The organism is Catellatospora sp. IY07-71 (assembly GCF_018326265.1).
Classification (GTDB): Bacteria; Actinomycetota; Actinomycetes; order Mycobacteriales; family Micromonosporaceae; genus Catellatospora.
Genome location: NZ_AP023360.1, coordinates 1307553 through 1332852, shown reverse-complemented (window position 1 = coordinate 1332852; position 25300 = coordinate 1307553). Strand labels below are relative to the sequence as shown.

At 69.4% G+C, this 25300-nt stretch carries 28 protein-coding genes and 1 tRNA gene; 22 read left to right on the top strand and 7 right to left on the bottom strand.

Annotation, left to right across the window (positions count from 1 at the left end; genetic code table 11):
• Window positions 1–12 precede the first annotated feature (12 nt).
• On the bottom strand, window positions 13–1887 hold the full coding sequence (locus CS0771_RS06090) for a trypsin-like serine protease (RefSeq protein WP_244870632.1): 1875 nt from the start codon (window positions 1885–1887) through the stop codon (window positions 13–15).
• Between the two features lie 384 nt (window positions 1888–2271).
• On the opposite strand from CS0771_RS06090, the gene CS0771_RS06085 reads away from it, so the two are divergent.
• The 6 genes from CS0771_RS06085 to CS0771_RS06060 all read left to right on the top strand — a co-directional run bounded on the left by CS0771_RS06085 (window position 2272) and on the right by CS0771_RS06060 (window position 8835).
• Window positions 2272–5430, top strand: a complete 3159-nt coding sequence (locus tag CS0771_RS06085; protein ID WP_212840147.1) for a S8 family serine peptidase — start codon at window positions 2272–2274, stop codon at window positions 5428–5430.
• 326 nt (window positions 5431–5756) lie between these two features.
• Window positions 5757–6014, top strand: coding sequence for a hypothetical protein (locus tag CS0771_RS06080; RefSeq protein ID WP_212840146.1), 258 nt, complete (start codon window positions 5757–5759; stop codon window positions 6012–6014).
• Between the two features lie 304 nt (window positions 6015–6318).
• A complete protein-coding gene (locus CS0771_RS06075) occupies window positions 6319–6774 on the top strand; it encodes a hypothetical protein (protein WP_212840145.1) in 456 nt (151 codons plus the stop codon).
• Window positions 6775–7088: 314 nt separating this feature from the next.
• Window positions 7089–7871: a TIGR04255 family protein gene (locus CS0771_RS06070; protein WP_212840144.1), complete on the top strand. Its 783-nt coding sequence runs from the start codon at window positions 7089–7091 to the stop codon at window positions 7869–7871.
• Window positions 7872–7957: 86 nt separating this feature from the next.
• Window positions 7958–8419, top strand: coding sequence for a hypothetical protein (locus CS0771_RS06065; protein ID WP_212840143.1), 462 nt, complete (start codon window positions 7958–7960; stop codon window positions 8417–8419).
• Between the two features lie 8 nt (window positions 8420–8427).
• The gene (locus CS0771_RS06060; RefSeq protein ID WP_212840142.1) at window positions 8428–8835 is read left to right on the top strand and encodes a hypothetical protein; all 408 of its coding nucleotides are present in this window, start codon (window positions 8428–8430) and stop codon (window positions 8833–8835) included.
• Here the strand turns inward: CS0771_RS06060 and cutA are convergent.
• Together cutA and CS0771_RS06050 are read right to left on the bottom strand one after the other, a co-directional pair.
• Window positions 8832–9155 (bottom strand): divalent-cation tolerance protein CutA, encoded by a 324-nt coding sequence (cutA, locus tag CS0771_RS06055; protein WP_212840141.1) that lies wholly within the window; start codon window positions 9153–9155, stop codon window positions 8832–8834. The genes CS0771_RS06060 and cutA overlap by 4 nt on opposite strands.
• A complete protein-coding gene (locus tag CS0771_RS06050) occupies window positions 9152–9754 on the bottom strand; it encodes a helix-turn-helix transcriptional regulator (protein ID WP_244871311.1) in 603 nt (200 codons plus the stop codon). The genes cutA and CS0771_RS06050 overlap by 4 nt, the downstream gene beginning before the upstream one ends.
• Window positions 9755–9950: 196 nt before the next feature.
• Here CS0771_RS06050 and CS0771_RS06045 point away from each other — a divergent pair, with 196 nt between their 5' ends.
• The 9 genes from CS0771_RS06045 to CS0771_RS06005 all read left to right on the top strand — a co-directional run bounded on the left by CS0771_RS06045 (window position 9951) and on the right by CS0771_RS06005 (window position 16522).
• Complete coding sequence (locus CS0771_RS06045) at window positions 9951–10376, top strand: hypothetical protein (protein ID WP_212840139.1); 426 nt, start codon at window positions 9951–9953, stop codon at window positions 10374–10376.
• Between the two features lie 96 nt (window positions 10377–10472).
• Window positions 10473–10640, top strand: coding sequence for a hypothetical protein (locus CS0771_RS06040; RefSeq protein ID WP_212840138.1), 168 nt, complete (start codon window positions 10473–10475; stop codon window positions 10638–10640).
• A complete protein-coding gene (locus CS0771_RS06035) occupies window positions 10637–10882 on the top strand; it encodes a hypothetical protein (RefSeq protein ID WP_212840137.1) in 246 nt (81 codons plus the stop codon). Before CS0771_RS06040 ends, CS0771_RS06035 begins: the two co-directional genes overlap by 4 nt.
• Window positions 10882–12291: an FtsK/SpoIIIE domain-containing protein gene (locus CS0771_RS06030; protein ID WP_212840136.1), complete on the top strand. Its 1410-nt coding sequence runs from the start codon at window positions 10882–10884 to the stop codon at window positions 12289–12291. Before CS0771_RS06035 ends, CS0771_RS06030 begins: the two co-directional genes overlap by 1 nt.
• On the top strand, window positions 12288–12479 hold the full coding sequence (locus tag CS0771_RS06025) for a hypothetical protein (RefSeq protein ID WP_212840135.1): 192 nt from the start codon (window positions 12288–12290) through the stop codon (window positions 12477–12479). Before CS0771_RS06030 ends, CS0771_RS06025 begins: the two co-directional genes overlap by 4 nt.
• The gene (locus CS0771_RS39590; protein ID WP_371821357.1) at window positions 12476–13372 is read left to right on the top strand and encodes a hypothetical protein; all 897 of its coding nucleotides are present in this window, start codon (window positions 12476–12478) and stop codon (window positions 13370–13372) included. The genes CS0771_RS06025 and CS0771_RS39590 overlap by 4 nt, the downstream gene beginning before the upstream one ends.
• The gene (locus CS0771_RS06015; RefSeq protein ID WP_212840134.1) at window positions 13369–15126 is read left to right on the top strand and encodes a replication initiator; all 1758 of its coding nucleotides are present in this window, start codon (window positions 13369–13371) and stop codon (window positions 15124–15126) included. The genes CS0771_RS39590 and CS0771_RS06015 overlap by 4 nt, the downstream gene beginning before the upstream one ends.
• Entirely contained in the window at window positions 15123–15323 is a 201-nt protein-coding gene (locus CS0771_RS06010) for a helix-turn-helix domain-containing protein (RefSeq protein ID WP_244870631.1), read from the top strand. The genes CS0771_RS06015 and CS0771_RS06010 overlap by 4 nt, the downstream gene beginning before the upstream one ends.
• Entirely contained in the window at window positions 15323–16522 is a 1200-nt protein-coding gene (locus tag CS0771_RS06005; RefSeq protein WP_244870630.1) for a site-specific integrase, read from the top strand. The genes CS0771_RS06010 and CS0771_RS06005 overlap by 1 nt, the downstream gene beginning before the upstream one ends.
• A gap of 58 nt (window positions 16523–16580) precedes the next feature.
• On the opposite strand, the gene CS0771_RS06000 is transcribed toward CS0771_RS06005, so the two are convergent.
• Together CS0771_RS06000 and CS0771_RS05995 are read right to left on the bottom strand one after the other, a co-directional pair.
• A tRNA-Gly gene (locus tag CS0771_RS06000) sits at window positions 16581–16654 on the bottom strand.
• A 74-nt stretch (window positions 16655–16728) separates the two neighbouring features.
• Window positions 16729–17229: a pyridoxamine 5'-phosphate oxidase family protein gene (locus CS0771_RS05995; RefSeq protein WP_212840133.1), complete on the bottom strand. Its 501-nt coding sequence runs from the start codon at window positions 17227–17229 to the stop codon at window positions 16729–16731.
• Window positions 17230–17373: 144 nt separating this feature from the next.
• Here CS0771_RS05995 and dcd point away from each other — a divergent pair, with 144 nt between their 5' ends.
• Both dcd and CS0771_RS05985 read left to right on the top strand, forming a co-directional pair.
• Entirely contained in the window at window positions 17374–17952 is a 579-nt protein-coding gene (gene dcd, locus CS0771_RS05990; protein ID WP_203745553.1) for a dCTP deaminase, read from the top strand.
• 144 nt (window positions 17953–18096) lie between these two features.
• Window positions 18097–19251: a PP2C family protein-serine/threonine phosphatase gene (locus CS0771_RS05985; RefSeq protein WP_212840132.1), complete on the top strand. Its 1155-nt coding sequence runs from the start codon at window positions 18097–18099 to the stop codon at window positions 19249–19251.
• Between the two features lie 8 nt (window positions 19252–19259).
• On the opposite strand, the gene CS0771_RS39220 is transcribed toward CS0771_RS05985, so the two are convergent.
• A complete protein-coding gene (locus CS0771_RS39220) occupies window positions 19260–19394 on the bottom strand; it encodes a hypothetical protein (RefSeq protein ID WP_256442791.1) in 135 nt (44 codons plus the stop codon).
• A gap of 262 nt (window positions 19395–19656) precedes the next feature.
• On the opposite strand from CS0771_RS39220, the gene CS0771_RS05980 reads away from it, so the two are divergent.
• A complete protein-coding gene (locus CS0771_RS05980) occupies window positions 19657–21495 on the top strand; it encodes an acyl-CoA dehydrogenase (RefSeq protein ID WP_212840131.1) in 1839 nt (612 codons plus the stop codon).
• 165 nt (window positions 21496–21660) lie between these two features.
• Window positions 21661–22173: a histidine phosphatase family protein gene (locus CS0771_RS05975; protein WP_212845643.1), complete on the top strand. Its 513-nt coding sequence runs from the start codon at window positions 21661–21663 to the stop codon at window positions 22171–22173.
• A gap of 164 nt (window positions 22174–22337) precedes the next feature.
• Here the strand turns inward: CS0771_RS05975 and CS0771_RS05970 are convergent, their stop codons facing one another.
• Window positions 22338–23012, bottom strand: a complete 675-nt coding sequence (locus CS0771_RS05970; protein WP_212840130.1) for a hemolysin III family protein — start codon at window positions 23010–23012, stop codon at window positions 22338–22340.
• Between the two features lie 70 nt (window positions 23013–23082).
• Here CS0771_RS05970 and CS0771_RS05965 point away from each other — a divergent pair, with 70 nt between their 5' ends.
• From CS0771_RS05965 to CS0771_RS05955, 3 genes are read left to right on the top strand one after another with little or no spacing between them, the layout of a single operon-like run.
• On the top strand, window positions 23083–23661 hold the full coding sequence (locus CS0771_RS05965) for an allophanate hydrolase subunit 1 (RefSeq protein ID WP_212840129.1): 579 nt from the start codon (window positions 23083–23085) through the stop codon (window positions 23659–23661).
• On the top strand, window positions 23654–24562 hold the full coding sequence (locus tag CS0771_RS05960; RefSeq protein WP_212840128.1) for a biotin-dependent carboxyltransferase family protein: 909 nt from the start codon (window positions 23654–23656) through the stop codon (window positions 24560–24562). Before CS0771_RS05965 ends, CS0771_RS05960 begins: the two co-directional genes overlap by 8 nt.
• Window positions 24546–25280 carry a LamB/YcsF family protein gene (locus CS0771_RS05955; protein ID WP_212840127.1) on the top strand — a complete coding sequence of 245 codons (735 nt, stop codon included), beginning with the start codon at window positions 24546–24548 and terminating at the stop codon, window positions 25278–25280. Before CS0771_RS05960 ends, CS0771_RS05955 begins: the two co-directional genes overlap by 17 nt.
• Window positions 25281–25300: the final 20 nt, after the last annotated feature.

Below are 25300 nucleotides of genomic sequence, written 5' to 3'. Positions count from 1 at the left end.
GCTCCTACCGCGTCAGAAGACCCGGTCGAAGATCTGCCAGCCGGTGGCGATGACCGCGCCGGTGGCGTTGATCCAGCCGGCCTTGCCGTTGGTGGTGTAGAGCCGGACGGTGCCGTCCGACTTCACGCCCACCAGATCGACCATGTTGTCACCGTTCCAGTCGCCGGGCGACATGAAGGTGGTGAACATCTGCCAGCCCGAGCCGATCTGCGTGCCGGACGGGTTCTGCCAGCCGCCGGCGCCGTTGCTGTTGTACATGTACAGCCGGCCGTCGGGCTTGCGGCCCAGCAGGGTCTGGAAGCCGTCGCCCTGCCACGAGCCCGGGGTGAGGATGGTGTTGAACATGCCCCAGCCGGTGCCGATCCGGGTGCCGGACGGGTTCTTCCAGCCACCCGCGCCGTCACTGGTGTAGATCCACAGTTCACCGTTGGGCTTGCGGCCCATCAGGTTGGGCATGCCGTCGCCCATCCAGTTGTTGGTGACCATGATGTCGTTGAACATGTTCCAGCCGGAACCGATCTTGATGCGGGGCAGCAGCTCGCCACTGCTGTCCAGTTTGTACTGCCACAGCCCGCCGTAGCCGTCCCGCGCGATGATCGACGGCTCGCCGTCACCGTTCCAGCTGGTGACCCGCATGATCTTCGTGTACGTGTTCCAGCCGTAACCCAGCGACATCGCGGCGTTGAAGCCGTAGTAGCCGTCCTTGTACAGGCCGGACCCGCCGAACATGATGACCTCGCCGGACTTGCTGCACACATCGGTCGAGGTGCCCGAGGTCTTGCAGCGGACCATGAAGTCGCTGTGGCCGTCACCGGTCCAATCCGGATTGACCAGCCCGCTGCGGGCCATGTCCTCGGTGATCAGGTCGTGGTAGGTGGGCACCCGCATGTAGATGCCGTGGTCCGCGGGGCAGTAGCCCTTGTACCGGGTGGAGATGATGCCGTACTGGACACCGTCCACGAACAGCGGGCCGCCGGAGTCCCCGTGGCATGAGCCCTCTGAGTAGGGCAGGCCCGCACAGAGCATGCTGTAGGCGTTGAACTTCGCGAAGTTGTACGCCGCCGAGCAGGTGCTGTCGGCGACGATCGGCACCGTGGTCGCCCGCAGCAGGCCGGCGCCCGTGTTGTTGACGCCGTCGTTGACCCCGTAACCGACGATCGTCGCCTCGGTGCCCGCGGGTGGGATGTCGGCGCCCTGCGCCGGCAGCGTGACCGGCGTATAGGCGCTGTCCAGCGCATCCTTCAGGGTGAGCACCGTGACGTTGTCATGCGGATAGGGGTTGCCCTGGGCCGACGTCTCCCACGCCTTCTCCTGCTCGGCGTGGTTGTAGCCCTGGTGGGTCCAGGTGCTGGCGACCCGGGCGACCTGGCCGTCGGTGGAGCCCTCCCGGACGTCGGCGAGGCCCGCGATCACGAACGTGGTCCCGAACGGCAGGTCCACCGAGCACTGGGCCGCGGTCAGCACCTTCGTCGGGCTGAGCACGGTGCCGGTGCAGGTGCTGATGAACCAGGCGTACTCGTCGGCGTGGTCGTCCCAGGCCACGAAGTACGACAAGACGGCCACCACACCAGGGTGCGCGGACGGAGCGACCAGCTCGCCGCCGATGATCCGCGAATCGCCCGGCTTGAGGGTGGCCCGGCCGCTGAAGGCCGACCCGGAGGATCCCGGCTCGGGCATGGGGCCCGTGGCACGCACCGCCCCGGCCGGGATCTTGTCGGGCGTGAGGGCGATGTTCCCGGCGTTGGCCGGAAGCGGCGGCGGGCCCTCAGGCGACGCGCTGGCGACGCCCGAGGGCATTACGAACGCGGCACCGCCCAGCACGAGACCGGCCAGCGCACCGGCCAGCCGACGTCCCTTGGGCCGACGAGGCGTGTCCCCGTTTGACACAGACTTCTCCCTTGTCGGAGGTGTTCACCCACGGCCGAGTCACGGCCGCGGCCTCGGTGGCGGTCAGGTGGCCGAGAAGCTTCGATACGAGATGCGGTACGGCACTTGTCACGACCCGTGAATCGGCTGACCGCCGTATCGGCCGGCGAGCCGGGTCTCGTCGCGACGACGGCCACCAGACCGACCCGAGCGCCCGCACACCGTAACAAGATCGGTCAAGCCGGAGAATGGTCCGTCCGCAGGATTCGCCGGTCCGTCGGCTGACCGGCTGATCAATGAAGTGACCTCCCGGCCGGTTGTCCGAGCCTTGCCGTACCTGGGACGATGCGCCCGCGCGATCTTGCGCACCGCACGGGGAGGACCCCTTTGAACGTCCGTCGAACGATGACGGCTGTCCTCGGTCTGGCGATTCTGCTCGCGGCGGCGCCGTCCAGCGCCGGCCCGCAGCCGTCCGCCGAAGCCGACAGCCGCCGCACCGAGCCGACCGCCGCACAGGCCGTCGCGGCGAGCATCGGCCGCGCGGACCGGTCAGCGGCCGCCACCGTGGACGGCGTCCGCCGTCTGGCCGAGCCGGGCGGCAAGGGCAGGACCGCCGAGCCGCAGCACGAGCCGCACACCGTTCTGGTCAGGTTCAAGGCCGGCACGTCGGCGTCGGCGCGCGGCCGGGTCGCGGGCCGGGTCGGCGGCAAGGTCTCCACCGACACCTCCACCACCGGTTACGTGAAGATCACGACCAGTGGACCGGCCGCGAAGGCGGTGGCGGCACTACGTGATGACGCCGCCGTCGCGGAGGTGTCGCTGGACTACCGGCGCACCAAGTCGAAGGTGCCCAACGACTACTACTACGCGCAGTACCAGAAGTACCTGGCCACGATCCGGCTGCCGCAGGCGTGGGACGTGCAGTCCGCCGCCACCGGCGTCACCATCGCCATCGTCGACACCGGTGTGGACGGCGGTCACCCCGACCTGGCCGGGAAGCTGGTCGCCGGTTACAACTCGGTGGCGGACAACAACCAGACCGCCGACTACGACGGCCACGGCACGATGGTGGCGGGCATCGCCGCCGCGAACACCGGCAACACCTACGGCGTGGCGGGTGCGGCGTACAACGGCCGGATCATGCCGATCATGGTGTTCAGCGGTGAGTACGCCTACGACTCCGACATCGCCGAGGGCGTGATCTGGGCCGTCGACCACGGCGCGAAGATCGTGAACATGTCGCTGGGCGGGGCCGGGCAGACCCCGGTGCTGCACGAGGCCGTCAAGTACGCCGTCGGCAAGGGCGTGCTCGTGGTGGTCGCCGCGGGCAACACAGGCGACGACTCGCCGCACTACCCGGCGATGTACCCCGAGGTGCTGACGGTCGGGGCGACCGACCACGCCGCCGCCCTCACCGACTTCAGCTCGTGGGGCGACCACGTCGACCTCGCCGCGCCGGGCTTCGACATCATCTCCACCCACTCCCGGACCACCGAGTACGGCCCGTCGTTCGCCTACGGCATCGGTGCGGGCACGTCGTACTCGTCCCCGCTGGTCGCCGGTGTCGCGGCGCTCGTGCGGGCCAAGTACCCCAGCCTGACCCCGGCGCAGGTGATCGAGCGGCTGAAGTCGACCGCGCGCGACGCGGGCCCGCGCGGCATCGACCCCTACTACGGCTACGGCGTGGTCGACGCGTACCGCGCCCTCGGCGGCGCCGCGACCACCGACTTCGCCATGAAGCCGGCCGGCGCGAACGAGCCGGACGACGTGCCCGCGCGGGCCACCGCTGTGCCGCTCTCCGCCGAGGAGTTCCAGAGCATCACCGGCAGCTCCGCGATCGAAGGCGACGTCGACTGGTACCGGTTCGAGGTGAAGGGCAGGGAGTCCCGGGTCGCGCTCACGCTCACCCCGCCCGCTCATGACGGCCGCCGGGCGCAGAACTTCGATCCCGTGCTGGCCCTGTACGACGCCGAGCTGCGCCTCATCCAGGAGGTCGACAGCACGCAGGGCGTGAACGCGGTCGAGCAGCTCAGCCAGCCGCTGTACCCCGGCACGTACTACGTCAAGGTCCGCAACTTCAACGGCGCCCCGGATGAGCGGGCCTACACGCTGAGGAAGAGCGTGGGCAACGCCGGCTACTGGGACTTCCCGGCCTTCGGCGAGGGTGCCTATGGCGACGTCGCCGTCTCGGGTGAGACGACCGCGATCGGCGACGTCACGGGAGACGGGCGGCCGGACGCACTGCTCACGAGTGGCCACGACTCCCAGGGAACCGGACGCAAGCTGTTCGTCTTCGCGCAGGCCGCCGACGGCACCATGGCGGCGGCGAGGCAGTACGAGACCCGCATCCAGTACGACGAGAAGGCAGCGATCGCCGTACTCGACGCGAACGGCGACGGCCGCAACGACGTCGCCCTCGCCGTCGCGGTCGGCGTCGAGGTGTTGCTCCAGGACGAGAGCGGTCTGCTCCAGCCCGGCGTGCTGCTGCCCGGCACCGAAGGCGCGCGCTACCTGGCCGCGGGTGACATGGACGGTGACGGCGACACCGACCTGGTGTACTCGGCCCAGGGCGTGTTCCTGCTGACCCAGGGCGCAGGCGGAACGTTCGCCAAGTCCACTGTCGCGACGGGCACCACCTGGCACGAGGTCGAGATCGGCGACCTCGACGGCGACGGCCGCAACGATGTCGCGTCACCTGCCGTCAACGGCGTCGCGGTGCACCTGGCGGGTGCGGGCGGCTGGACCACCACCTTCTACGGCCACAACGTGAGCGACGGCGGGACTCCGCGCGGAATCGAGGTCGCCGACCTCAACGGTGACGGCCGGGCGGACATCGCGGCCACGCTGCGGTCGAACCAGGGCCAGCTCGCCGTCTTCCGCCAGCTGTCCGGCGGCACCATGGTCCGCAGCTCGATCGAGTACCTGTACTACGAACCGGACGGCATCGAGGCCGGCGACTGGGACGGGGACGGGCGGCTGGACCTGTTCGTGGCTCACGGGGGCTTCGGAGCGCTGTCCACCTTCCGGCAGCACGCCGAGGGGTATCTCGAACCCGCCCGGGGGGCCCACGTGAGCCTGCCGGTGTACCCCCACGCCAACGGTTTCGCCGCCGGTGATCTGGACGGCGACGGCCGGGCGGACCTCGCGACCGCCGCGGAGGCACATAAAGGCATCTGGTTCGGGTACAGCGCTTACGGCGCGCGACCCGGCCGGGGCCCGCAGGTGTGGGTGAAGGACACCAGCGTGCCGGCACGAGGAAGGCTCGGCCGCGGCGAACTCGTCCTCACGATGCAGCGTGAGCTGGACCCGGCCTCGGTGAACGGCGGAACCGTGCGGTTGGTCCGCGGTTCGACCGGCGCCGTGCTGGCGCTGCCGGTCAGTTACGACCCGGCGACCCGCACCATCACCATCCGTCTGGTCACCGAGGCCCAGCGTCCCGGGCCGGGGCGCCCGCCCGCCAGGGCGGTCCTTCCCGACAACCTGTCGTATCGGCTGGTGCTGGACGGCGTCGAGGACAGCACCGGCAGTGTGCTCAGCGGCTACTCGGTCTGGTACGTGGGCTGATCACTCCGCGCGCAGAGCCCGGTAGACCTGCTACCGGGCTCTCTGCATGCCTGCTCAGGACGGAACGGGGATCGCCGAGAAGCAAGAAGCCTGGTTCGGACTGGCGTCCTACCAGGCTTCATTCCGTGGAGCGGGTGACGGGAATCGAACCCGCACTGTCAGCTTGGGAAGCGCGAGCCCCTGGGGCAGCCGACACGAACTGGCCTGCTGCCGAGCTGCTCATGCCTACTGACTGTGGTACTCGTGGAGACCTGCATTCCCCGCCACTTCCCTCAACTACGGGCACGGATCGGGCACGGCAGGAGGACGCCGTGCAGCATGCAGGGGTGCTCGCTGACGCTCTCGCCGACTGGACCTGGTCGGACCAGGCTGCCTATGCGCTGGGTCGAACCCTTGGACTCTTCACTGACGCGACATTTGCTCAGGTGAAGTACGTCTTCTGGACGGACAACGATCTCGGCAACGGCCTACACGAAGCCCTCGGCGCGCTGGTCCACGCCGGCGTCCTGCAACAGAACCCTGACGAGGATGACCAGTATCGCTGGTCTCCTGTTGCGGGCTCGGTCGCCTTCAAGACGACGTAGCTGGGTCAGGTGTTGAGGCTGCTGCGCAGCCTCTACACAGAGCACGGCGCCGCGGGATCTCCTCGGTCGGGCAGGCTTGCCCCTGCCCGAGGTTCTCCGGGCGGGCAAGGCTCGCCGAAGGCGACCGCGTAGCGGCTTGGCCTTGCGCGCCCGGAGGTTCTCGGGCAGCCGTCTCGGTGCCCGACCGAGGAGATCCCGCCCACCGACCGACCGATCACCGAGGGAGGGCCGGGGTTCGGGGCAGCGCCCCGAGGTCTTCAAACCGTCTCCGCGTGATGTCAGTGTCTGTCGATACGTTCGACCCATGGACGACGCAGACTGGCTCCCCGCCGAGGCACAACCACCGACCGTGCTCCTACACCGCGAAGTCACCGCGGCCGGACGCACCTACCAGCTGGATGTCTCCCCGACTGGCGACCAACGGGCTGACTTCTCGATGGTCAGCTGCGACGCCGACGGCCAGGTCCTCACCGAGCTACGCGGCACCCTGGCGCCCGATGAACTGCCCACGGTCATTCGGCTCCTCACCGCCGAGCTGGCCGCCCTGGTCGAGAGCTACGGCGGCCGCCGCAAGCGCTTCAACCTGGCCGAGAAACGCCGGGAGCACCCCAACGCCTATGCGCCGTGGACTGACGACCTGGACGCGCAGCTGCTGACGCGGTTCGAAGCCGGCGACACGGTCGCTGAGATCGCGAACGACATGGGCCGGAAGGAGTCGGCGATCGTGTCGCGGCTGCAGAAGCACGGCGTGGATATCTGATTGCCTGGCAAGCTGGCGCGCCCGCGTGCCCGCGACCGGCCTCCAGGCCGCAGCGCGGGCACGCGGGGGCGCGGCCGCGCTTGCGCGGCCCTTGATACTGAAGAGCCAAATTCGGCAGTTCCATCATCAGGCCGAGCTAGATAGCGTGAGCCAGACGCTGATCCGGCGGTCGGGATCGTCACGGACGCGTGGTGGTGATCTAGCGCGCAGAATCAAGTACTTGACGTATTGTCGGATTTGGCACGGCAAGCAAGCGCCGTTAGAACATTGTCGCTAGCATGATGGGAACGTTGGCAGGCTAGGCAGGAGCTTCGATGTCTTCAGGTCCCCGCTTCGACAGGCCACCTGTGCGTGAGGTCGCTCTAACGGTACAGTTTGACGCATTGCAGACAATGCAAACCCTCACGCTTGCTCCTTTGCGTGTCGACTGGTCCCCTGAGTACCCGAAGCTCAGTGAGGTGGCGCCCAGGTCGCCGCTCACGCGTACGGGAGCTAACGTCGAGTTCGTTTCATCTGAGGCACCTTGGCCGGTGCCGCGCTGCACCTTTATTAGTGCTGATGGAAATCGCGCCATTGAGATTCAACATGATCGGTTCGGGGTAACTTGGAGTTTCGACTCTGACGCCCCAAGCTATCCTGGGTTCGGTGCATTGAGCGCGGAACTTGCTGCGAGGTTTGGGCAGTTCGAGGCACTCATTAACTCCAGTCTGGGCGTCGATATACAGGTAAATGACGTCGAGATTGAGTATGAGAACCACATCGAAGGAATCAGGGCAGAAGAACTCTGCTTTGGCATCTTGTCAGGTTGGGCTCAGTCGACAGCGACCCTTGCCGAGCCAACTCTGGATTATGCCGGCATGCGCTTCCACTACTGCGCCTCACCGTCCAACGACAACACCGCAATCCTTGTTGGTGTGGATACCGCGGAAAGCGACGGCAACGGGTCTGCATCCACGCTGCGGCTGGAAGTGCAACGCGATACTGATTCCTCTAAGGTCTTTGTCGAATCACTTTCAATAGCTCATGAAGTGCTAGTTCGGCGGTTCTTGGAAGTCACTACGCCAGCCATGCATAGTGAGTGGGGGCTACGCGCATGATGTCCGCTGTTATCGCACAGAAGGCTGACTTTCGCCGAGAGCATCACCGAGGCCTCCAGGAGAATCGCAGCAAAGGGACCTGGATTGTGCGTAGCAACCCGGCTCCTGCGCGAGTGGTGCAGCCGTTCGTTCCGGGTACGATATCGCCGTTTGGGTTTAGCCATTACATACGCTCGAAGCTTCATCAATTGAGCCGGCTTCCGCGCGATTGGGATGGTAACGGGGGAGTGCCGGTCAACTCAGTCGCATCCTTCGGCCTGGTTGGGATCATGGGACGAGTCTCGGACCGGCGAACCGTGTACCCATTCCTTTCTCCCTTCGATAAGGGCGGCGTGCTTGCCGAATGGCATGCTGGCCAGCAGAAGATCGAAGTGGAGGTTGATCGTGTTGGTGACATTTACGTTTTTGCGACTGACGAGCGAGGCCGTGCAATTCTCGATGCAGAGCTGGACGAATCCGTCGAGAGGAAGCTCAGGCAGTTACTGAACCTTCTCTCACAGAAGGTGAACAAGGAAAATCCGACATGGCGTAGGCTCTTCGATCGCTAAGGAGAAAAATGAGGTGGGATGACCCCTCCATCTCTGATAGTGAGCTTCTTTATCGTCGAGTTCCCGTTTTGCCGGACTTCTTCCAGCAAGCAGATTTGATAGACGGATCAAAGAAATTGTCCCGCGCATCGTTTCAGTTTGATGATGATGGGATCTCCGTCTACCGCGATGTCGTCCTTAAAGACAACGATCTGAAGGCAGACTGCATACTGACGAACTCGCGCCAGTGCATTTACGGCCTAACGGCGGCGGATGCCCGGCGAGCTGGCGTCGGTGTTATCGAGGACGTCGATCGGGAGGATCTCCCTCGCGGCTTGGCCCATGCGCTGCTGGTTTGCTCGGACATGCCGCCCTCGAGGTCGCTGCGCCGTCAGATCGGCGATTCGCTGTGCGCCGCTGCGTATGCAATTACCTAGCCGGCCGTCTCCTCCAGTATCCATGCCTCATACGCTGGGTTCGCCTCGACAATTGGCGTTGCGATGACACACGGTACTTCGTATGGGTGCTCTCGATTGGCCCGCTCGACGATCGCGGCAACACAGCTTGAACGCGTGTGAAGCGCGACGCGGGCTTCACACGCGTCGTGCACAACGCCTGCCCATCGATAGATAGATCGAATTGGCGCGATGTTGTGTCCGCATGCTGCTAGACGATCGTTGACCAGAGCGTGAGTGAAACTGGCGAGCCAGTCCGGGTCTGGTCCAGTGATGATCACTTCGCAGATCGGATCGGTCATTCCTGGCCCTTCTCCACTTTTAGCTGATCAATGATGTTTGTTGCGGTGTCGCCGTCGCGGGCGATCGCACCCCAGCCGGTGACGATCTTTCCGTCGTAGCTCATGCCGACCCATCGGCCAGCCATTTGCTGTCCGTGGGGGTGGAGCACGAAGTACATGGTGCCCTTGGATCGCACCGAGCCGTCGAGGGCTGCGTACCAGCCCATCAGGATCTCGTTGTCCCACAGCCGGAGTTCGCCACGCCAGTGGTAGCCGCCGTCCTCGACGGCGACGCCGCGCGTGGTCGTCTCGACGGCGACGAATTCGCTCTGCTGGGCGAAGTGGACTTGTTGCAGGGTGATGACCTGCTGACCATCCTTGAACGTCTGCCAGGCAGCCCACCAGTCGCCGGAGAGGTTCACCTCATGGCTGGGGATGCCGGCCAACTCTCCGACGGAGATCTTGAGTGCCTTAGCGATGGCGACAGCCACCGACAGCACGGGCTGTTGTTCGCCCGCCTCATACCGACGGATCTGCCGCTTGTCGACGCCTGCGGCGGTCGCAAGATCTGCCTGCGACATGCCGAGTTCCGTGCGCCTGCGGCGTAGCACTTCTGCCATCTCCACGCCTCTCATCTTGGAGGACGTTCCCGTCCCCACCAAGGGGACTCCCGCGTCCACATAGCGGACTAAGAAGTCCTTTACATCAGACTGATGCGTCCGCAATATAGAGGAAGGTTAAGTCCTCCTAAGAGGACTCACAAGACGAACGAGCCGCTCAGCTGGGCCGTTCCAACCGACCGGAGGAGGTCGTGAGGTGATTCCGCTTTCGATGCGGGTGCCGGTGGAGTCGGGGTACGTGTTCCCGGCTGGGGCGATGTGCCTGTCCGTGGAACCGGCGAAGGACTTCAAGCTGCGTGGGCACGATGACGACCAGATGCGCGACGAGAACGGTGTGCGGGTCTGGCACGTGAAGGTCCTGGATCTGGACCCGGAGGCGGGCAAGTTCGGCCGCTCGAAGGAGGTCCGGGTGAAGGTGTCGGCGCCGCATCAGCCGGTGCCGCCCTCGCCCACGGTGCCGGGCTACCCGCCCCTGGTGCAGTTCGAGGGGCTCACGCTGACGCCGTGGGTGGATCAGCAGAAGTGCAAGAGCTCGGGTCAGTGCCGGGCGCAGCTGTCGTGGTCGCTGCGGGCCACGGGCATGGTCGCCGCGGCGGCCAGTCCCGCGATGGCGGGGCTCTGAGCAAGAAGCACGCGGGCCGGGTGGACAACTTGGCGGAAGGACACCCGGCCCGCGTTCGCAAATCCCATCGGTCCCCTTGGAAGGGGTGGGTTTGTCGTGTCCATGCTAGCCCGCACCAAGACCACCGCAACGGCTGCGATGGTCTGCTGGCTGTGCAACAAGAGTCCCGCTGAGGGCGGTTACACGCACTGCGGCCCGTGCGGCCGGAAGATCGCCGACACCGCGCACCGGCAGGCCACCAGCGTGTGGCGGTGGTCGCAGTGAAGACCCCCGTCCTCATCCGCCGGACCGCCGCCGTCCTGGGCGACGGCGCCGCCCGCCTCCAGCACGCCGCGCGTGGCGGGCGGGTCCGGGTGGTGAAGCTCAAGTGCCGTTCGTGTGAGCGCTGGGTCGCCCCGCACGACTGGAACCCGGCCACTGCCGTGTGCGAGGTCTGCCACCCGCACGTCCTCGCCGCCGCCCGCCGCCGTGCCGGCCTCTCCCACTCGGGCGGGGGTGGTCGGTGATGCCCCTCGTGAACGTCGTGCACGGCGACAAGCTGCCCGCCGCGCCGCTGAACCTGCGGGTCCCGTCCTGGCGGGTGCCGGGCTGGGCCATGGCCGCCTGGTGGATCGGCAAGGGCCTGGTCTCCACGACCGTGTTCCTGATTCGCCACTGGCGCATCACCGGCCCGGCCGCCACGGTCGGCTACCTGCTGCACGAGTTCGGACCGCTGGGCACCGGTGCGATCGCCGCGACGGTGGCGGTGTCGCTGGGCGGCTGGTGGCGGGCGCACCCGGCCAGCTTCTGGCGCTTCGCCGGGTTCCCGGCCGTCGCCACGTGGCGGCGGGTGTGGGTGTACCGGCGTGGCTGGCTGGCCGCGATGACCACCACCGGCCTCGCCGTCACCGTCAACGGTGACCGGTACATTCCGCGGCTGGTCAAGGTCCGCGCCCACGAGCACGGCGACGACGTGACCGTGCGCCTGGTCGCAGGCCAGCACCCCGACGACTGGGCCAAGGTCGCCGCGCGGCTGGCGTACACGTTCAGGGCCCGCGCCGCCCGCGCGGTGCAGCACCCGAAGCGGCTGGATCGGGTGGTGCTGCAGTTCCGGCGGGTGGACTCGCTGCTGCGCACGGTCGCCCCGTTCCCGGTGCCGGCCGTGGCGAACCTGGCCGCGCTGCCGGTGGCCAAGCGGGAGACGGGCGGGGTGTGGCACCTGCGCCTGACCGGCACCCATGTGCTGATCGCGGGGGCGACCGACTCGGGCAAGGGCTCGGTGCTGTGGTCGATCGTCTCGGCGCTGGCCGGGTCGGTCCGGGCCGGGCTGGTGCAGCTGTGGGCGTTCGACCCCAAGGGCGGCATGGAACTGGCCGCAGGCGCTCCGCTGTTCGCCCGGTTCAGCTTCGAGGACCCCGATGCGATGGCCGGGGACCTGGAGGACGCGGTCAAGGTCCTGCGCCGCCGGGCTGCCGCGCTGCGGGGCCGTGCCCGCCAGCGCACCGCCACCGTGGAGGACCCGACGCTGGTGATCCTGGTCGACGAGATGGCGGCGCTGACCGCCTACGTCGGCGACAAGAAGACCCGCGACCGGATCAAGGACGCCCTGTCCCTGATCCTCAGCCAGGGCCGCGCCGTCGGCGTGCACGTGGTCGCGGCGGTGCAGGACCCGCGCAAGGACGTGCTGCCGTTCCGGGACCTGTTCCCGACCCGGATCGCGCTGCGGCTGACCGAACCCGAGCAGGCAGACCTGATCCTCGGCGACGGCTCCCGCGACCGCGGCGCCATCTGCGACCTGATCCCGGTCGCGCTGCCGGGTGTGGGGTTCGTGCGCCTGGACGGCTCACCTGAGCCGCACCGGGTCCGGTTCTCCTTCCACACCGACGCCCAGCTGGCCGACCTCGCCGCCGCCTACAAGCCGGAGGTGACCGCATGACCACACCCACCGGACCGGTGCAGCTGCGGCTGCTGGGCGACCTGCACGCCGTCGCCACCACCCTGGCCGTCCTGGACCAGGTCCTCACCCTCACCAACGTCTCCCAGCCCGAGCCCGCCCGCCGGGGCACCGTCCGGGTCTACGCCACCGCCACCCGCCGCACCCCACTGACCGGAGGACCACGATGACCAGCCACGCCATCCCCGGCACCACGGTGCCGGCGCGGACCCGCAAAACCGCCCGCCTCGAGGGCGCCGTCCTCGTCCTCATCCTCCTCGCCGTCGGCGGCGCCGCCGGGGCGGCGTCCTTCACGCACGTGCACGACTGGACCATGCACAACAGCCCGTCCTCCACCGGGGACTGGTTCGGCTGGGCCAATGCCGTCATCACCGAACTCGTACCCATCGCCGCGCTGCTGGTCATGCGCCGCCGCCGCGCCGCCGGCCAGCCCATCGCCTACCCGACCGCGCTCCTGGGCGCCGCGCTGGTGCTGTCGGTGACCGCGCAGCTGGCCGTGGCCAAACCCGGCTTCTCCGGCGGCCTCGTTTCCGTCATCCCGGCCCTGGCGTTCGCCGCGCTGGCGAAACTCGTGCTGGGCAAGACCCCGGCACCGGAGCCGGAGCCCGCGCCGCAGGTCGTCCCGGACCGTCCTCACGATCGTCCCCAGCCCGTCCCCGCCCCGCTCACCACACCCGCGCCGATCGTGGCGACACCGTCCGTCCAGGAGTTCCGCCCGGTGCCCGCTGAGGCCGTCCCCGTGGCGTCCCCGGCCGTCCCCGGCGCCGAGGACGACGCAGACGACGTCGAGGACGTGGACCAGGTCGTCACGGCCGAACTGGTCACCCGCGCCCGCCAGGAGGCTGCCGCCTACCTCAAGGCCACCGGCCGCTCCATCACCCGTGACGAACTGCGGGCGCGGCTGCGGGTCGCCAACGGCACCGCAGGCGAACTCCTCCGCCACCTGCGCACCGCCGCCACTCCGGCACCGGCGCGTGGTGGGCTCGGCCCGCTGACCGTCGCTGCCCGCCCCGACAGCGACCGGGCTGCGGCCAACGGGCACCAGGCGGTGGCGGCGCTGTGACCGCCCCAACGATCACCCCGAGTCCGGCCGAGGCCACCGCGCCCCGGCCGGGCTCCCGGGCCGCCCGCCTGCTCATGCCCCGCTCCGTGGACGTCGTCAAGGACATCGCCACCGAAACCGGCGTCTGCACCCGGCCGGTCACCCTTCGCCGCACCGACCTGGACACCGGCCAGACCACCACCATCGACATCGCCTGCGGCGCCACCCTAGAGAGCAAGTGCCCGGCCTGCGCGAAGAAGGCGCGCAAGCTGCGCCGTCAGCAGATCCGCGAGGGCTGGCACCGCGACGACGAACCCTCACCAGGCCCCGACCCCGCCACCGACGACCAGCGCGGCCTCGTCGTCATCCGCGCACACCTAGAGTTCGACCGCGCCGCCCTGTTCGCCGCCGACCTCGACCCCACCACCCGCGCCGAACAGATCGCCGCCGTGGATGAGGCCATCGCGGCGCTGGATGAGGAGATCATCGCGTCCGGGCTGCGCGGACGCCCGGCACCGCCGCACGGCGGGCTCGACGACCAGGGCGACCCGGTCGAGGGCTCCCGCCGGGTCCGCTCGACCAAACGCCGACAGGACGTGCCCGACCTGCCCCGCCGCAAGGTCGAGGCCCGCACCGTCGGCCGCACCTACACCGGCCACAACGGGCAGGTGTTCCGCCCGTCGCTGTTCCTCACCCTCACGCTGGACTCCTACGGCCGCGTCCACGACGACGGCACACCCATCAACCCCGGCACCTACGACTACCGGCGCGCGGCCTGGGACGCTGTGCACTTCCCGGCACTGCTGGACCGGTTCTGGCAGAACCTGCGCCGCGCCGCAGGCTGGAACGTCCAGTACGCCGGAGCCGTCGAGCCCCAGCGCCGCCTGGCCCCGCACGCCCACTTCGCCATCCGGGGCACCATCCCCAGGGAGCTGCTGCGGCAGGTGACCGCGGCGACCTACCACCAGGTGTGGTGGCCACCGCTCACCCACGCCTACGATCCGAACAGGCCCCCGGTCTGGGACGAGAACGCGGGCGGGTTCGTCGACCCGGACACACGGGCGCCGCTGCTGTCCTGGGGCGAGGCCATGGACCTGGTCGACGCCGACGAAGACACCGAACCCGTCCACATCGCCCGCTTCGGCGCGCAGATGAAGGCGGAGGGCGTGCTGGCCGGGTCCAAGGACGCGGGCCGGTGCCTGGGCTACATCACCAAGTACCTGACCAAGCAGGCCGCCGACTGCCACCAGGTCGAAACCGACCGACAGCGCGCCCACCTGGACCGGCTGTGGCAGGAACTCCGCTATACCCCCTGCTCGGAGCGCTGCCCGAACTGGCTGCTGCACGGCGTCCAGCCCAAGAACCCCAAGCCGCACCAGCGACCGGGCCAGTGCAAAGGCAAGGTCCACAAGCCAGACACCCTCGGCATGGGCGGCCGACGTGTGCTCATCTCCCGCCAGTGGTCCGGCAAGACCCTCGCCGACCACAAGGCCGACAACCGCGACTGGGTCAAACAGGTCCTCGGCGTCACCACCGACACCGACCACGCCGGCCAAACCACCACCGACGGCACCCCGGCCGCGTCCCGCTATGCCTGGGAGATGGCCCGGCCGACAGACCCCGACATTGCGCCGCTGGGGCATCGGCTCCTGCGCGCGATCAGCGAACGCCTGCAGTGGCGCAACGAGCTGGACCGCGCGCTGCGGGCCGGTCCACCACCAGAAGTTTCGGCAACTGATGGCAGAAGAGATCGCGAGGAGGAAGGGAACGCATGAACGGGAGGCTGCTGACGGTCGAGCAGGCGGCCGAGCTGCTCAACACGAAGGTGCGCTTTGTGCGGCGTCTCATCGAGGAGCGCCGTATCACGTTCCACAAGATCGGTAGCCACGTGCGGATCGCGGAGGGCGATCTTGTGGCGTTCGTCGCGGCTGGGCGCGTGCAGCCGGCCACCGTGGCGGGGAGGAACCGCTGATGGGCAAGCGTCACTTCGGGCGTATCCGCAAGCTTCCGTCCGGCCGCTACCAGGCGAGATATCCGGGACCTGACGGTGTTGACCGTCCTGCGGACGTGACCTTCACCCGCAAGCGCGATGCCGAGCAGTGGCTTTCGGCAAAGGAGGTGGAGCTCGCGCGTGGGGAGTGGACCGACCCTGACGCGGGCAAGGTATCGCTGAAGGAGTACGCCGAGACGTGGATCCGCGAGCGTCCGGGTCTGCGTCCGCGGACTGTCGTGCTCTATGAGGGCCTGCTGCGGCTGCACATCGTGCCGAAGCTCGGCAGTCTCGCGCTGGTCGAGATCACCACGCCCCGTCTGCGTACCTGGCGGCATGAACTTCTCGGCAAAGTGGGGGCGGTGACGGTCGCCAAGGCGTACCGCCTGCTGCGGGCCATCCTCAACACTGCCGTTACGGACCGGCTGATCAGCCGCAACCCGTGCCAGATCGTGGGCGCCGGGCAGGAGAAGAGTCCGGAGCGGCCGGTGGCCACCCTGGACCAGGTCTTCACGATCGCCGAGAACGTGCCGCCTCGGTTCCGTGCGATGGTGCTCCTCGCTTCCTTCGCCAGCATGCGCTTCGGCGAGCTGGCGGGGCTGGCTCGGCGGCACGTCAACCTCGCGGCTGGTGAAGTGCTGATCGAGCGCACCATGGGCGAGATGACCGACGGCAGGTTGGTGTTCGGCCCGCCGAAGTCTGATGCCGGCGTTCGGGTCGTGACGGTTCCGTCGGTGGTGCTGCCCGAGCTGAAGCGCCATCTTTCCGAGTTCACCGCTGACGGGCCTGACGCCCTGGTCTTCGTCGGCCCGTCCGGTGCGCCGGTGCGGCGGTCGAACTTCCAGGAGCACTGGACCAAGGGCACCAGGGCGGCCGGTGTCGAGGGCCTGCACTTTCACGACCTCCGCCATACCGGCAACACCTGGGCGGCCGAGTCCGGCGCGACCCTGCGCGACCTGATGGACCGGATGGGCCACGCCTCCACCAAGGCAGCGCTGATCTACCTACACCGCTCGGGCGCCCGTGACCGGGTGATCGCCGACGCGCTCAGCGCCATGGTAGAGCGTGCGCGCGCCGAGAAGAAGGAAGCAGAAGGGCAGCCGGAAGAGCTGATCGTGGATGGCGACGGGGACGGGCACGAGGAGGGCAACGGGCACGCCACGGGCACGTCGGCCGCATAGAGACCGTGAGAAATAGAAAAGCCTGGTTCGGACTCGCGTCCTACCAGGCTTTTCTTCGTGGAGCGGGTGACGGGAATCGAACCCGCACTGTCAGCTTGGGAAGCTGATGTTCTGCCATTGAACTACACCCGCGAGCGGCACCACTGTACCTGACGTTGCCGCGCGCGTGCACGTAGGTAACCGCCGCAGTTCGCCCCCGTCGCGCGTCATGCCGCTACGAGCTGGAGAAACGGCTGGCGCGGCCGGCTGCTCGCCGGCTCGCGCCCGCCGGCCGGGTCGCGCCAGGTGATCGGGTACGCCCCCGGCTCGTGGCGGTGTAGCAGCGCCGCCTCGACGGTGAGTTCGTAGAGCCGCCAGTCCACGGTCGGGGCGGCCCGGTGCTGCCGGACCAGCCGGTCGACGACGGTGAGGCTGGTGACGGGGTGGGCGCGGCCGCTGACGTACGCCTCGGCGTCGGTGTCCTCGGCGGGGAAGGCGTGCAGCGCGTAGCGGCCGTCGCGCTCGAGGTCGCGCCGCTTCGGCGAGTCGACGACGAAGAGGTAGAGCCCGTCGTCGGCGACGATGGGGGAGACGGGGTGCACCCGCGGCCCGCCGTCGGCGCGTACGGTCGCCAGATAGCCCATGCCGGCGCCGTACTGGTGCAGCAGGGCGCGGATCGACGAGGCCAGCCCCGGTGCGGCGGCGGCGAATGCGGTCCAGGTTGCCATGGTTCGACTTTATCGAACACCTGTTCGAGACGCACCGAGACACGCGGACACGTCCCCCAACGGGTGAGGCCGGGTTAAGAAGGGCACCTTCCACCACGCATTGCGATAAGAAGGTGCCCTTCCTTACGGGGTAGGCTGCGCAGCGTGTTGCTTTCTGACCGGGATCTGGTGGCGGAGATCAAGGCGGGGCAGCTCCAGCTGGAGCCGTTCGAGCCGAGCCTGGTGCAGCCGTCGAGCATCGACGTACGGCTGGACCGGCTGTTCCGGGTGTTCAACAACCACCTGTACACGCACATCGACCCGGCCGAGCAGCAGGACGAGCTGACCACGCTGGTCGAGGTGGACGACGGGCAGCCGTTCGTGCTGCACCCGGGTGAGTTCGTGCTGGCGTCCACGCTCGAGGTGGTGACGCTGGGCCACGGGCTGGCGGCGCGGCTGGAGGGCAAGTCGAGCCTGGGCCGGCTGGGGCTGCTGACGCACTCGACCGCGGGCTTCATCGACCCGGGGTTCTCGGGCCACGTGACGCTGGAGCTGTCGAACGTCGCCACGCTGCCGATCCGGCTCTGGCCGGGGATGAAGATCGGGCAGCTGTGCGTGCTGCGGCTGTCCTCGGAGGCGGAGCACCCGTACGGCTCGTCCGTGAACGGCTCGCGCTACCAGGGGCAACGTGGTCCGACGGCGTCGCGCTCGTACCTGAACTGGCGCACCTGGCCGACGGCCTGAGCTGGGCGTTTCCCTCTGCGAAGCACGAGTTTCGGAAACGGGTAGAACAGTTTCTGAAAAATCGTGAAACGTAGTCTCATCCGACCGGACAGAATGCGCTCCGCCGACGGGACAATCTGAGCGGCATGACGGAGTTGATCAGTCATGCTTGTTGCCGTACGCATGCCTATTGCCCTGCCGGGCGGACGCCCGCTAAGCCCTGGTTTCCGTGCCGGACTCGGCGCGGCCTTCGTGCTGCTCTTTTTGATCTGCGCGGTGGAGCTGGCCGACGGCCGCGAGGCGCGCTTCGTCGGGCTGCTGGCCACGGTCCCGTTCCTGGCCGCGGTGTTCGCGCCGTGGCAGGCGGTGCTGATCGCGGGCGGCGCGGCGACGGCGGCGGGCACGGTGTTCGCGGTGTTCGGGATGACCGGCGAGCAGGCCGCCCAGCAACAGCAGCAGTCCGACCTGTCGTCCTTCATCAACGTGATCGGCATCGGCCTGGCCACCGGCATCGCGGCCCTGGTGGCCGTGGTGCGGCAGCGGCAGGCCGAGCGCATCGCCGAGCTGGCCAAGCTGGCCACCATCGCCCAGCAGGCGGTGCTGCGGCCGCTCGGGCCGAAGGTGGGCACGCTGGCCGTGGCCGGGCGCTACATCTCCGCCACCGCGGCCGCCGACATCGGCGGTGACCTCTACGAGGCGCTCGACACGCCGTACGGCGTCCGCATGATCATCGGCGATGTGCGCGGCAAGGGCCTGGACGCGGTGCGTACGGCGAGCATCGTGCTGGGCTCGTACCGCCATGTCGCCTTCGAGCGGGCCGATCTGCGCGCCATCGTGGCCGACCTGGACCGCGCCGTCGCCCGCAGCGTCGGGGACGAGGACTTCGTCACCGCCTGCCTGGTGGAGGAGCGCGGCGGCACGCTCACCATCGTCAACTGCGGCCACCCCGCGCCGATCCTGATCCGGCGCGGCGAGGTGATCACCCTTGATCCGCCCTCGCCGGCGCCGCCGCTGGGCTTCATGCCGGTGGTGCGCAGCCGCGTGGAGCGGCTCGAACCCGGCGACCGGCTGCTGCTGCTCACCGACGGCCTGGCCGAGGCGCGCCGCGACGGCGAGTTCTTCCCCATCAACCAGCGGGCCTGGAAGCTGCTCGGCCACGGCACCGTCGCCGACGGCCTGGCGTCCGTGGAGTCCGCGCTGCTGGAATGGGTGCACAACCGGCTCGACGACGACATCGCGCTGATCCTGATGGAGTACGCGGGGCCGTCTCAGCCCACGCCCATGCCGGTGCCCAGCTGGGAGCTGGGCGCGACGAACTGACGCCTTGGTCAGGCGACCGTGGCCGACCGGCTGCGGCGCACCGAGATGCTGATCATCGGCAGCGCGCTGGGCGCACGGTGGCGGCCGACGTAGCGGACCGGGTAGCGCGGCTCGAACAGCAGCTTGTGCAGCTTGTCGATCATGATTCCTCCCCAGTGTGCGGTGGGCCGAGGGTGCCCACGTCACTCGGAAGAACGACGTCGATGGAGAAAGGTTTCGCGTATCGGCGTGGCGACTTGCTTATGTCCGGAATGGGGCATATGCACCCACGCTTCCGGGTGAGCGTGCGAGCAAACGTCATCACGCTGTGATGTGAACTTCTCGGCAGTTCGCTTGCCGATGGTTACTGGCGAGTAATACAGTCGACCTTACTGGTCGGTAACGAGCGCGCTGAGGGCGGGAAGAATGAGCCACTACCTGAGCAACCTGCGGGATCTTGAGTTCAACCTGTTCGAGGTGTTCGAGACGCCCTTCGGCGAGGGACCTTTCGCGGAGGTCGACGCGGACACCGCGCGCAGCGTGCTGGGCGAGATCGACCGCATGGCGCGCGTCGACCTGGCCGCGAGCTACGTCGACGGCGACCGCAACCCGCCGGTGTACGACCCGGCGACCTACACCGTGGCCATGCCGGACAGCTTCAAGCAGTCCTTCAAGACCTGGATGGATGCCGAGTTCTGGCGTCTGGACCTGCCGTCCGCCCTCGGCGGCAGCAACTCGCCGCGCACCCTGACCTGGGCCTGGGCCGAGCTGGTGCTGGGCTCCAACGCCCCCATCTGGATGTACGGCTCCGGCCCGTCCTTCGCGCACGTGCTGCACGTCGAGGGCACCCCGGAGCAGCAGGAGTGGGCCAAGCTCTTCGTCGAGAAGAAGTGGGGCTCCACCATGGTGCTCACCGAGCCGGACGCCGGCTCCGACGTGGGCGCCGGCCGCACCAAGGCGGTCAAGCAGGAGGACGGCTCCTGGCACATCGAGGGTGTGAAGCGCTTCATCACCTCGGCCGAGCACGACATGTCGGAGAACATCATCCACTACGTGCTGGCCCGCCCCGAGGGCCACGCGGTCGGCACCAAGGGCCTGTCGCTGTTCGTCGTGCCGAAGTTCCACTTCGACCCGCAGACCGGCGAGCTGGGCGAGCGCAACGGCGTCTTCATCACCAACGTCGAGCACAAGATGGGCCTCAAGGTCTCCACGACCTGCGAGACCACCTTCGGCGGGCACGGCGTCCCGGCCAAGGGCTGGCTCGTCGGCGAGGTGCACGAGGGCATCCGGCAGATGTTCCTGATCATCGAGAACGCCCGGATGATGGTCGGCACCAAGGCCATCGCCACGCTGTCCACCGGCTACCTGAACGCGCTGTCCTACGCCAAGGAGCGGGTGCAGGGCGCGGACCTGCTGCAGATGACCGACAAGGCCGCCCCGCGCGTCACCATCACCCACCACCCCGACGTGCGCCGCTCGCTGCTGCTGCAGAAGTCGTACGCCGAGGGCCTGCGCGCCCTGGTCGCGTACACGGCGTACTGGCAGGACCGGGTCACCGTGGCCACCGCCGCCGGCGACGAGAAGGCCGCCAAGCGCGCCTCGAAGATCAACGACCTGCTGCTGCCGCTGGTCAAGGGCTGTGGCTCGGAGCGCGCGTTCGAGCTGCTCGGCAGCGAGGCGCTGCAGACCTTCGGCGGCTCCGGCTTCCTGCAGGACTACCCGCTGGAGCAGTACGTCCGCGACGCGAAGATCGACTCGCTGTACGAGGGCACCACCGCCATCCAGAGCCTCGACCTGCTGTTCCGCAAGATCGTGCGGGACAACGGGCGCTCGCTGATGGCGGTCGCCGGCGAGATCCAGGAGTTCCTCACCAACGAGACCGGCAACGGCCAGCTCAAGGAGGAGCGCGCCGCGCTCGCCGCCGCGCTGGGCGACGTGCAGGGCATCCTCGGCACCCTCACCGGCTGGCTGGCCGAGTCGCAGGGCGACGACCCGCGGGCGCTGTACAAGGTCGGCCTGCACTCCCGCCGCCTGCTGCTGGCGCTGGGCGACCTGGTCGTCGGCTGGCTGCTGCTGCGCCGCGCCGACGTGGCCCTCAAGGCCCTGACCGGCGAGCCGTCCGCCGCCGACCAGAAGTTCTACAGCGGCGTCGTGACCTCCGCGCGGTTCTTCTCGCGCGAGGTGCTGCCGCGGCTGGCCGCCGACCGGCGCATCGTCGAGCTGGCCACGCTCGACGCGATGGACCTCGACGAGGACGCCTTCTAGAGACCGGCACCCATCCCACCAACAGGTGAACGGCGCCCCCTCGCCACGCTTCGCGCGGGGGGCGCCGTTCCCCTTTCCGCTGGATCAGCCGCCCGCCCGGCCCGCTATCACCGAAGTTGGGATGCGCGAGCGCCGCGTCTGCGGCAAGCTGGGCTCATGGCTCCGCTGTCCGGCGCCGATACGCGCCCACGCACCCTCGTGCTGCTGCGTCACGCCAAGGCCGACCGCCCGGCGGGTGTGCCCGACGCCGACCGGCCGCTGACCGACCGCGGCCACGCCGACGCCGCCGCCGCGGGCGCCTGGCTGGTCAACCAGGGTTACGTCCCTGATCTCGTGCTCTGCTCGCCCTCCCGGCGCACCCGGCAGACCTGGCACGCCGTCGCGCTCGCGCTCGCGGGCGCCGGCTCACCGGTGGTCCACTACGAGCGCCCGCTGTACGAGGGCTCGCCGGCGGACCTGCTCCAGGTCCTCCACGAGGCGCCGCCCGAGCACCGCACCGTCCTGCTGATCGGCCACAACCCGGCCATCTCGCAGCTGACCGAGCAGCTCAGCGCGGGCAGTGGCGGGGTGGACTCCGACGGCCTGCGCACCTGCGGCATCGCCGTGCACCAGACCGACACCGACTGGTCCGCCACCGAGACCGCCAAACTCATCACCACCCACACCCCCCGCGCCTGACCCGCCTCTCCCGACCCGACCCGGCCCTGCCGCGCCGCCGCGCCGAGATCATCCGACTTGCCCGGCAACCGGGCGTATCTTGACCGCGCATTCGCCCATCTGCCTGGCAAGTCGAGCGATCTTGGCGCCGGGCGGGGCAGGGCGGAGCCGGGCGGGCGGGGGAGTCAGGCGAAGAGGGCGAAGTAGATGGCGATGTGGTGGCAGAGGGCGGCGACGAGGGTGCACGCGTGGAAGAACTCGTGGTGGCCGAAGACCTCGGGCCACGGGTTGGGGCGGCGCAGCGCGTAGAAGACCGCGCCGACGCTGTACGCCGCGCCGCCGACCAGCAGCAGGACCAGCGCGGTGACGCCGCCGTTGCGCAGGATGTCGGGCAGCACGGCGACCGCGACCCAGCCCAGCGCCAGGTAGAGCGGGGCGGACACCCAGCGCGGCGCGTGCGGCCAGATCAGCGACATGGCCGCGCCGCCGAGCGCGCCCGCCCACACGAGCGCCAGCAGCAGCCCGGCCTTGCCCGAGGGCAGCAGGAGCAGGCAGAACGGGGTGTACGTACCCGCGATGAAGATGAAGATCATGGCGTGGTCGAGCCGCCGCATGAGCTGGTAGCCGCGCTCGCTCCACACCCGCCGGTGGTAGAGGCCGCTGACGCCGAACAGCCCGCACACGGTGAGGCTGTAGACGGCGACGCTGAGCACGGGCGTGCCGCCCGGCCGGAACGCGGCGATCGAGACCAGCACGATGCCGCAGACCAGGGCGACGAAGAAGGCGTATGCGTGCAGCCAGCCGCGCATACGCGGCTTGCCGATGTCGACGGGGCGCAGACGGGTGGCGGTGCCGTTCATGTTCTCAGGCTACGACACCGTAAGTTACTCGTCCGTAAGTGGCCGGGGTGAGGCCGGTAACATCTGCGTCGTGCTGGTCAGGCCGTACGGCTGGGACGGGGTGCTGCTGGAGGTCGACGACCCGGCGGCGTGGTTCCGCGCGCTGTGGGCCGCCCGGGAGCGCGGCGAGCTGGTGTGCGAGGAGATCGTGCCCGCCGCCCGCACGGTGCTGCTGCGCGGTGTCCAAGGACGACCGTGCTGGCAGGACTGGACCCCTGCCGCGGGGGAGGCGGCGACGGCCCGGCGGCTGGACGTGCCGGTGCACTGGGACGGGCCGGACTACGCCGCCGTCGCGGCGGCCTGGGACGCCGAGCCCGCCGACGTCCTGAAGGGAACCGAGTTCACGGTCGCGTTCTGCGGCTTCGCACCCGGCTTCGGCTACCTCACCGGGCTGCCCGAACAGCGGTGGCTGCCCCGGCTGGCCAGCCCGCGGACCCGGGTGCCCGCCGGTTCCGTCGCGCTCGCGGGGCCGTACGCCGGAATCTATCCCCGCAGCTCCCCGGGTGGATGGCAGCTCCTCGGCCGCACCGGCCTGGACCTGTTCGTCCTGGACCGCGACCCGCCGGCCCTGCTCACCCCCGGCACCCTGGTGAGGTTCACCGATGCTTGAGGTGGTCGCACCCGGCCCGCTGGCCACCGTCCAAGACCTGGGCCGCTTCGGCTTCGCCCAGCTCGGCGTCTCCCGCTCCGGCGCCCTCGACCCCGCCGCCCTGCGCCTGGCCAACCGCCTGGTCGGCAACCCCGAAACCGACGCGGCCCTCGAACTCACCTACGGCGGCGCAGTGCTGCGCGCCCACGCCCCCCTCTGGTGCGCCCTCACCGGCGCCCCCGCCCCCCTCACCGTCGACGGCCGCCCAGCCCCCTACGGCGTCCCCTTCGGACTCCCGGCCGGCGCCCTCCTCACCATCGGCACCCCCACCCACGGCATTCGCAGCTACCTGGCCCTCTCCGGCGGCCTCCCCGTCCCACCGGTGCTCGGCTCCCGCAGCACCGACACCCTCTCCGCCCTCGGCCCCCCACCCCTTTCCCCCGGCACCACCCTCCCCACCGCCACCCCTCCCGCGCCGATCTTGCGTGAACTGTGGGGACGACACGCGCCAAGCGGGCAGAACGGCGACAGCTCGTGCAAGATCGGCGCGGTGGACTTCGTGCCGTGGAGCGCGCCGGGGGCGGAGATCCGGGTGAGGGTGCGGTTCGGGCCGCGGGAGGAATGGTTCGCCGAGCCGAAGGCGCTGCTGCGCGGGGTGTACACGGTGGGGCAGGGGGACCGGATCGGGGTGCGGCTGGACGGGCCGCCGCTGGCCCGCGCGATCGCGGGGGAGCTGCCCAGTGAGGGGCTGGTCGCCGGGGCGGTGCAGGTGCCGGGGGACGGGCGGCCGCTGGTGTTCCTCGCCGATCACCCGACCACCGGCGGATACCCGGTGCTCGCCGTGGTGCACCCCGCCGATCTCGGGCTGCTCGCCCAGGCGCGTCCGGGCACTAGGGTGGTCTTCCATGGATCTCAACGCTGATCTCGGTGAGGGCTTCGGCCGCTGGGAGCTCGGGGACGACGAGGCCCTGCTCGACGTGGTGACCAGCGCCAACGTCGCCTGCGGCTTTCACGCCGGGGACGCGGCGACCATGCGCCGCACCTGCGCGCTGGCCGCGAGCCAGGGCGTCGCAGTGGGCGCGCAGGTGGGCTACCGCGATCTCGCCGGGTTCGGCCGCCGATTCATCGAGTACGAGCTGAACCAGCTCCGCGACGAGATCATCTACCAGGTCGGGGCGCTGCAGGCGCTGGCCGCGGCCGAGGGTGCCCGGGTGCGGTACATCAAACCCCACGGCGCGCTCTACCACGCCGTCGCGCACGTCGACCCGATCGTCGACGCGGCCCGCGCCACCGGGCTGCCCGTGCTCTGCGCGCCGGGCTCGCCGCTGGCCACCGCCGCGGGCGACGCGGTCGTGCCGGTCTACGCCGAGGGCTTCGCCGACCGGGCGTACCGCGCCGACGGGACGCTGCTGCCGCGCGGCAAGCCTGGCGCGGTCATCACCGACCAGGAGGAGGTGGTGGCCCGCGCCCTGCTGATGGCGGTCGACCAGCGCGTCATCGCCCTCGACGGCACCGTGCTCCCGCACGCCGTCGACTCCATCTGCCTGCACGGGGACACCCCCGGCGCGGTCATCCTGGCCCGCGCCGTACGCGAGGCCCTCGCGCACGCCGACGTCCCCCTGCGCCCCTTCCTCCCCTGACCGACGCCGCCGGCCGCGGG

Bases quoted from the DNA above. Each gene is read 5' to 3' on its own strand.
- CS0771_RS06085 (WP_212840147.1), top strand. From the start codon at position 2,272: ATGACGGCTGTCCTCGGTCTGGCGATTCTGCTCGCGGCGGCGCCGTCC.
- CS0771_RS06075 (WP_212840145.1), top strand. From the start codon at position 6,319: ATGGACGACGCAGACTGGCTCCCCGCCGAGGCACAACCACCGACCGTG.
- CS0771_RS06070 (WP_212840144.1), top strand. From the start codon at position 7,089: ATGTCTTCAGGTCCCCGCTTCGACAGGCCACCTGTGCGTGAGGTCGCT.
- CS0771_RS06060 (WP_212840142.1), top strand. From the start codon at position 8,428: ATGAGGTGGGATGACCCCTCCATCTCTGATAGTGAGCTTCTTTATCGT.
- cutA (WP_212840141.1), bottom strand. From the start codon at position 9,155: ATGACCGATCCGATCTGCGAAGTGATCATCACTGGACCAGACCCGGAC.
- CS0771_RS06050 (WP_244871311.1), bottom strand. From the start codon at position 9,754: ATGGCAGAAGTGCTACGCCGCAGGCGCACGGAACTCGGCATGTCGCAG.
- CS0771_RS06030 (WP_212840136.1), top strand. From the start codon at position 10,882: ATGCCCCTCGTGAACGTCGTGCACGGCGACAAGCTGCCCGCCGCGCCG.
- CS0771_RS06025 (WP_212840135.1), top strand. From the start codon at position 12,288: ATGACCACACCCACCGGACCGGTGCAGCTGCGGCTGCTGGGCGACCTG.
- CS0771_RS39590 (WP_371821357.1), top strand. From the start codon at position 12,476: ATGACCAGCCACGCCATCCCCGGCACCACGGTGCCGGCGCGGACCCGC.
- CS0771_RS06010 (WP_244870631.1), top strand. From the start codon at position 15,123: ATGAACGGGAGGCTGCTGACGGTCGAGCAGGCGGCCGAGCTGCTCAAC.
- CS0771_RS06005 (WP_244870630.1), top strand. From the start codon at position 15,323: ATGGGCAAGCGTCACTTCGGGCGTATCCGCAAGCTTCCGTCCGGCCGC.
- CS0771_RS05995 (WP_212840133.1), bottom strand. From the start codon at position 17,229: ATGGCAACCTGGACCGCATTCGCCGCCGCCGCACCGGGGCTGGCCTCG.
- CS0771_RS05985 (WP_212840132.1), top strand. From the start codon at position 18,097: ATGCTTGTTGCCGTACGCATGCCTATTGCCCTGCCGGGCGGACGCCCG.
- CS0771_RS39220 (WP_256442791.1), bottom strand. From the start codon at position 19,394: ATGATCGACAAGCTGCACAAGCTGCTGTTCGAGCCGCGCTACCCGGTC.
- CS0771_RS05980 (WP_212840131.1), top strand. From the start codon at position 19,657: ATGAGCCACTACCTGAGCAACCTGCGGGATCTTGAGTTCAACCTGTTC.
- CS0771_RS05970 (WP_212840130.1), bottom strand. From the start codon at position 23,012: ATGAACGGCACCGCCACCCGTCTGCGCCCCGTCGACATCGGCAAGCCG.
- CS0771_RS05960 (WP_212840128.1), top strand. From the start codon at position 23,654: ATGCTTGAGGTGGTCGCACCCGGCCCGCTGGCCACCGTCCAAGACCTG.
- CS0771_RS05955 (WP_212840127.1), top strand. From the start codon at position 24,546: ATGGATCTCAACGCTGATCTCGGTGAGGGCTTCGGCCGCTGGGAGCTC.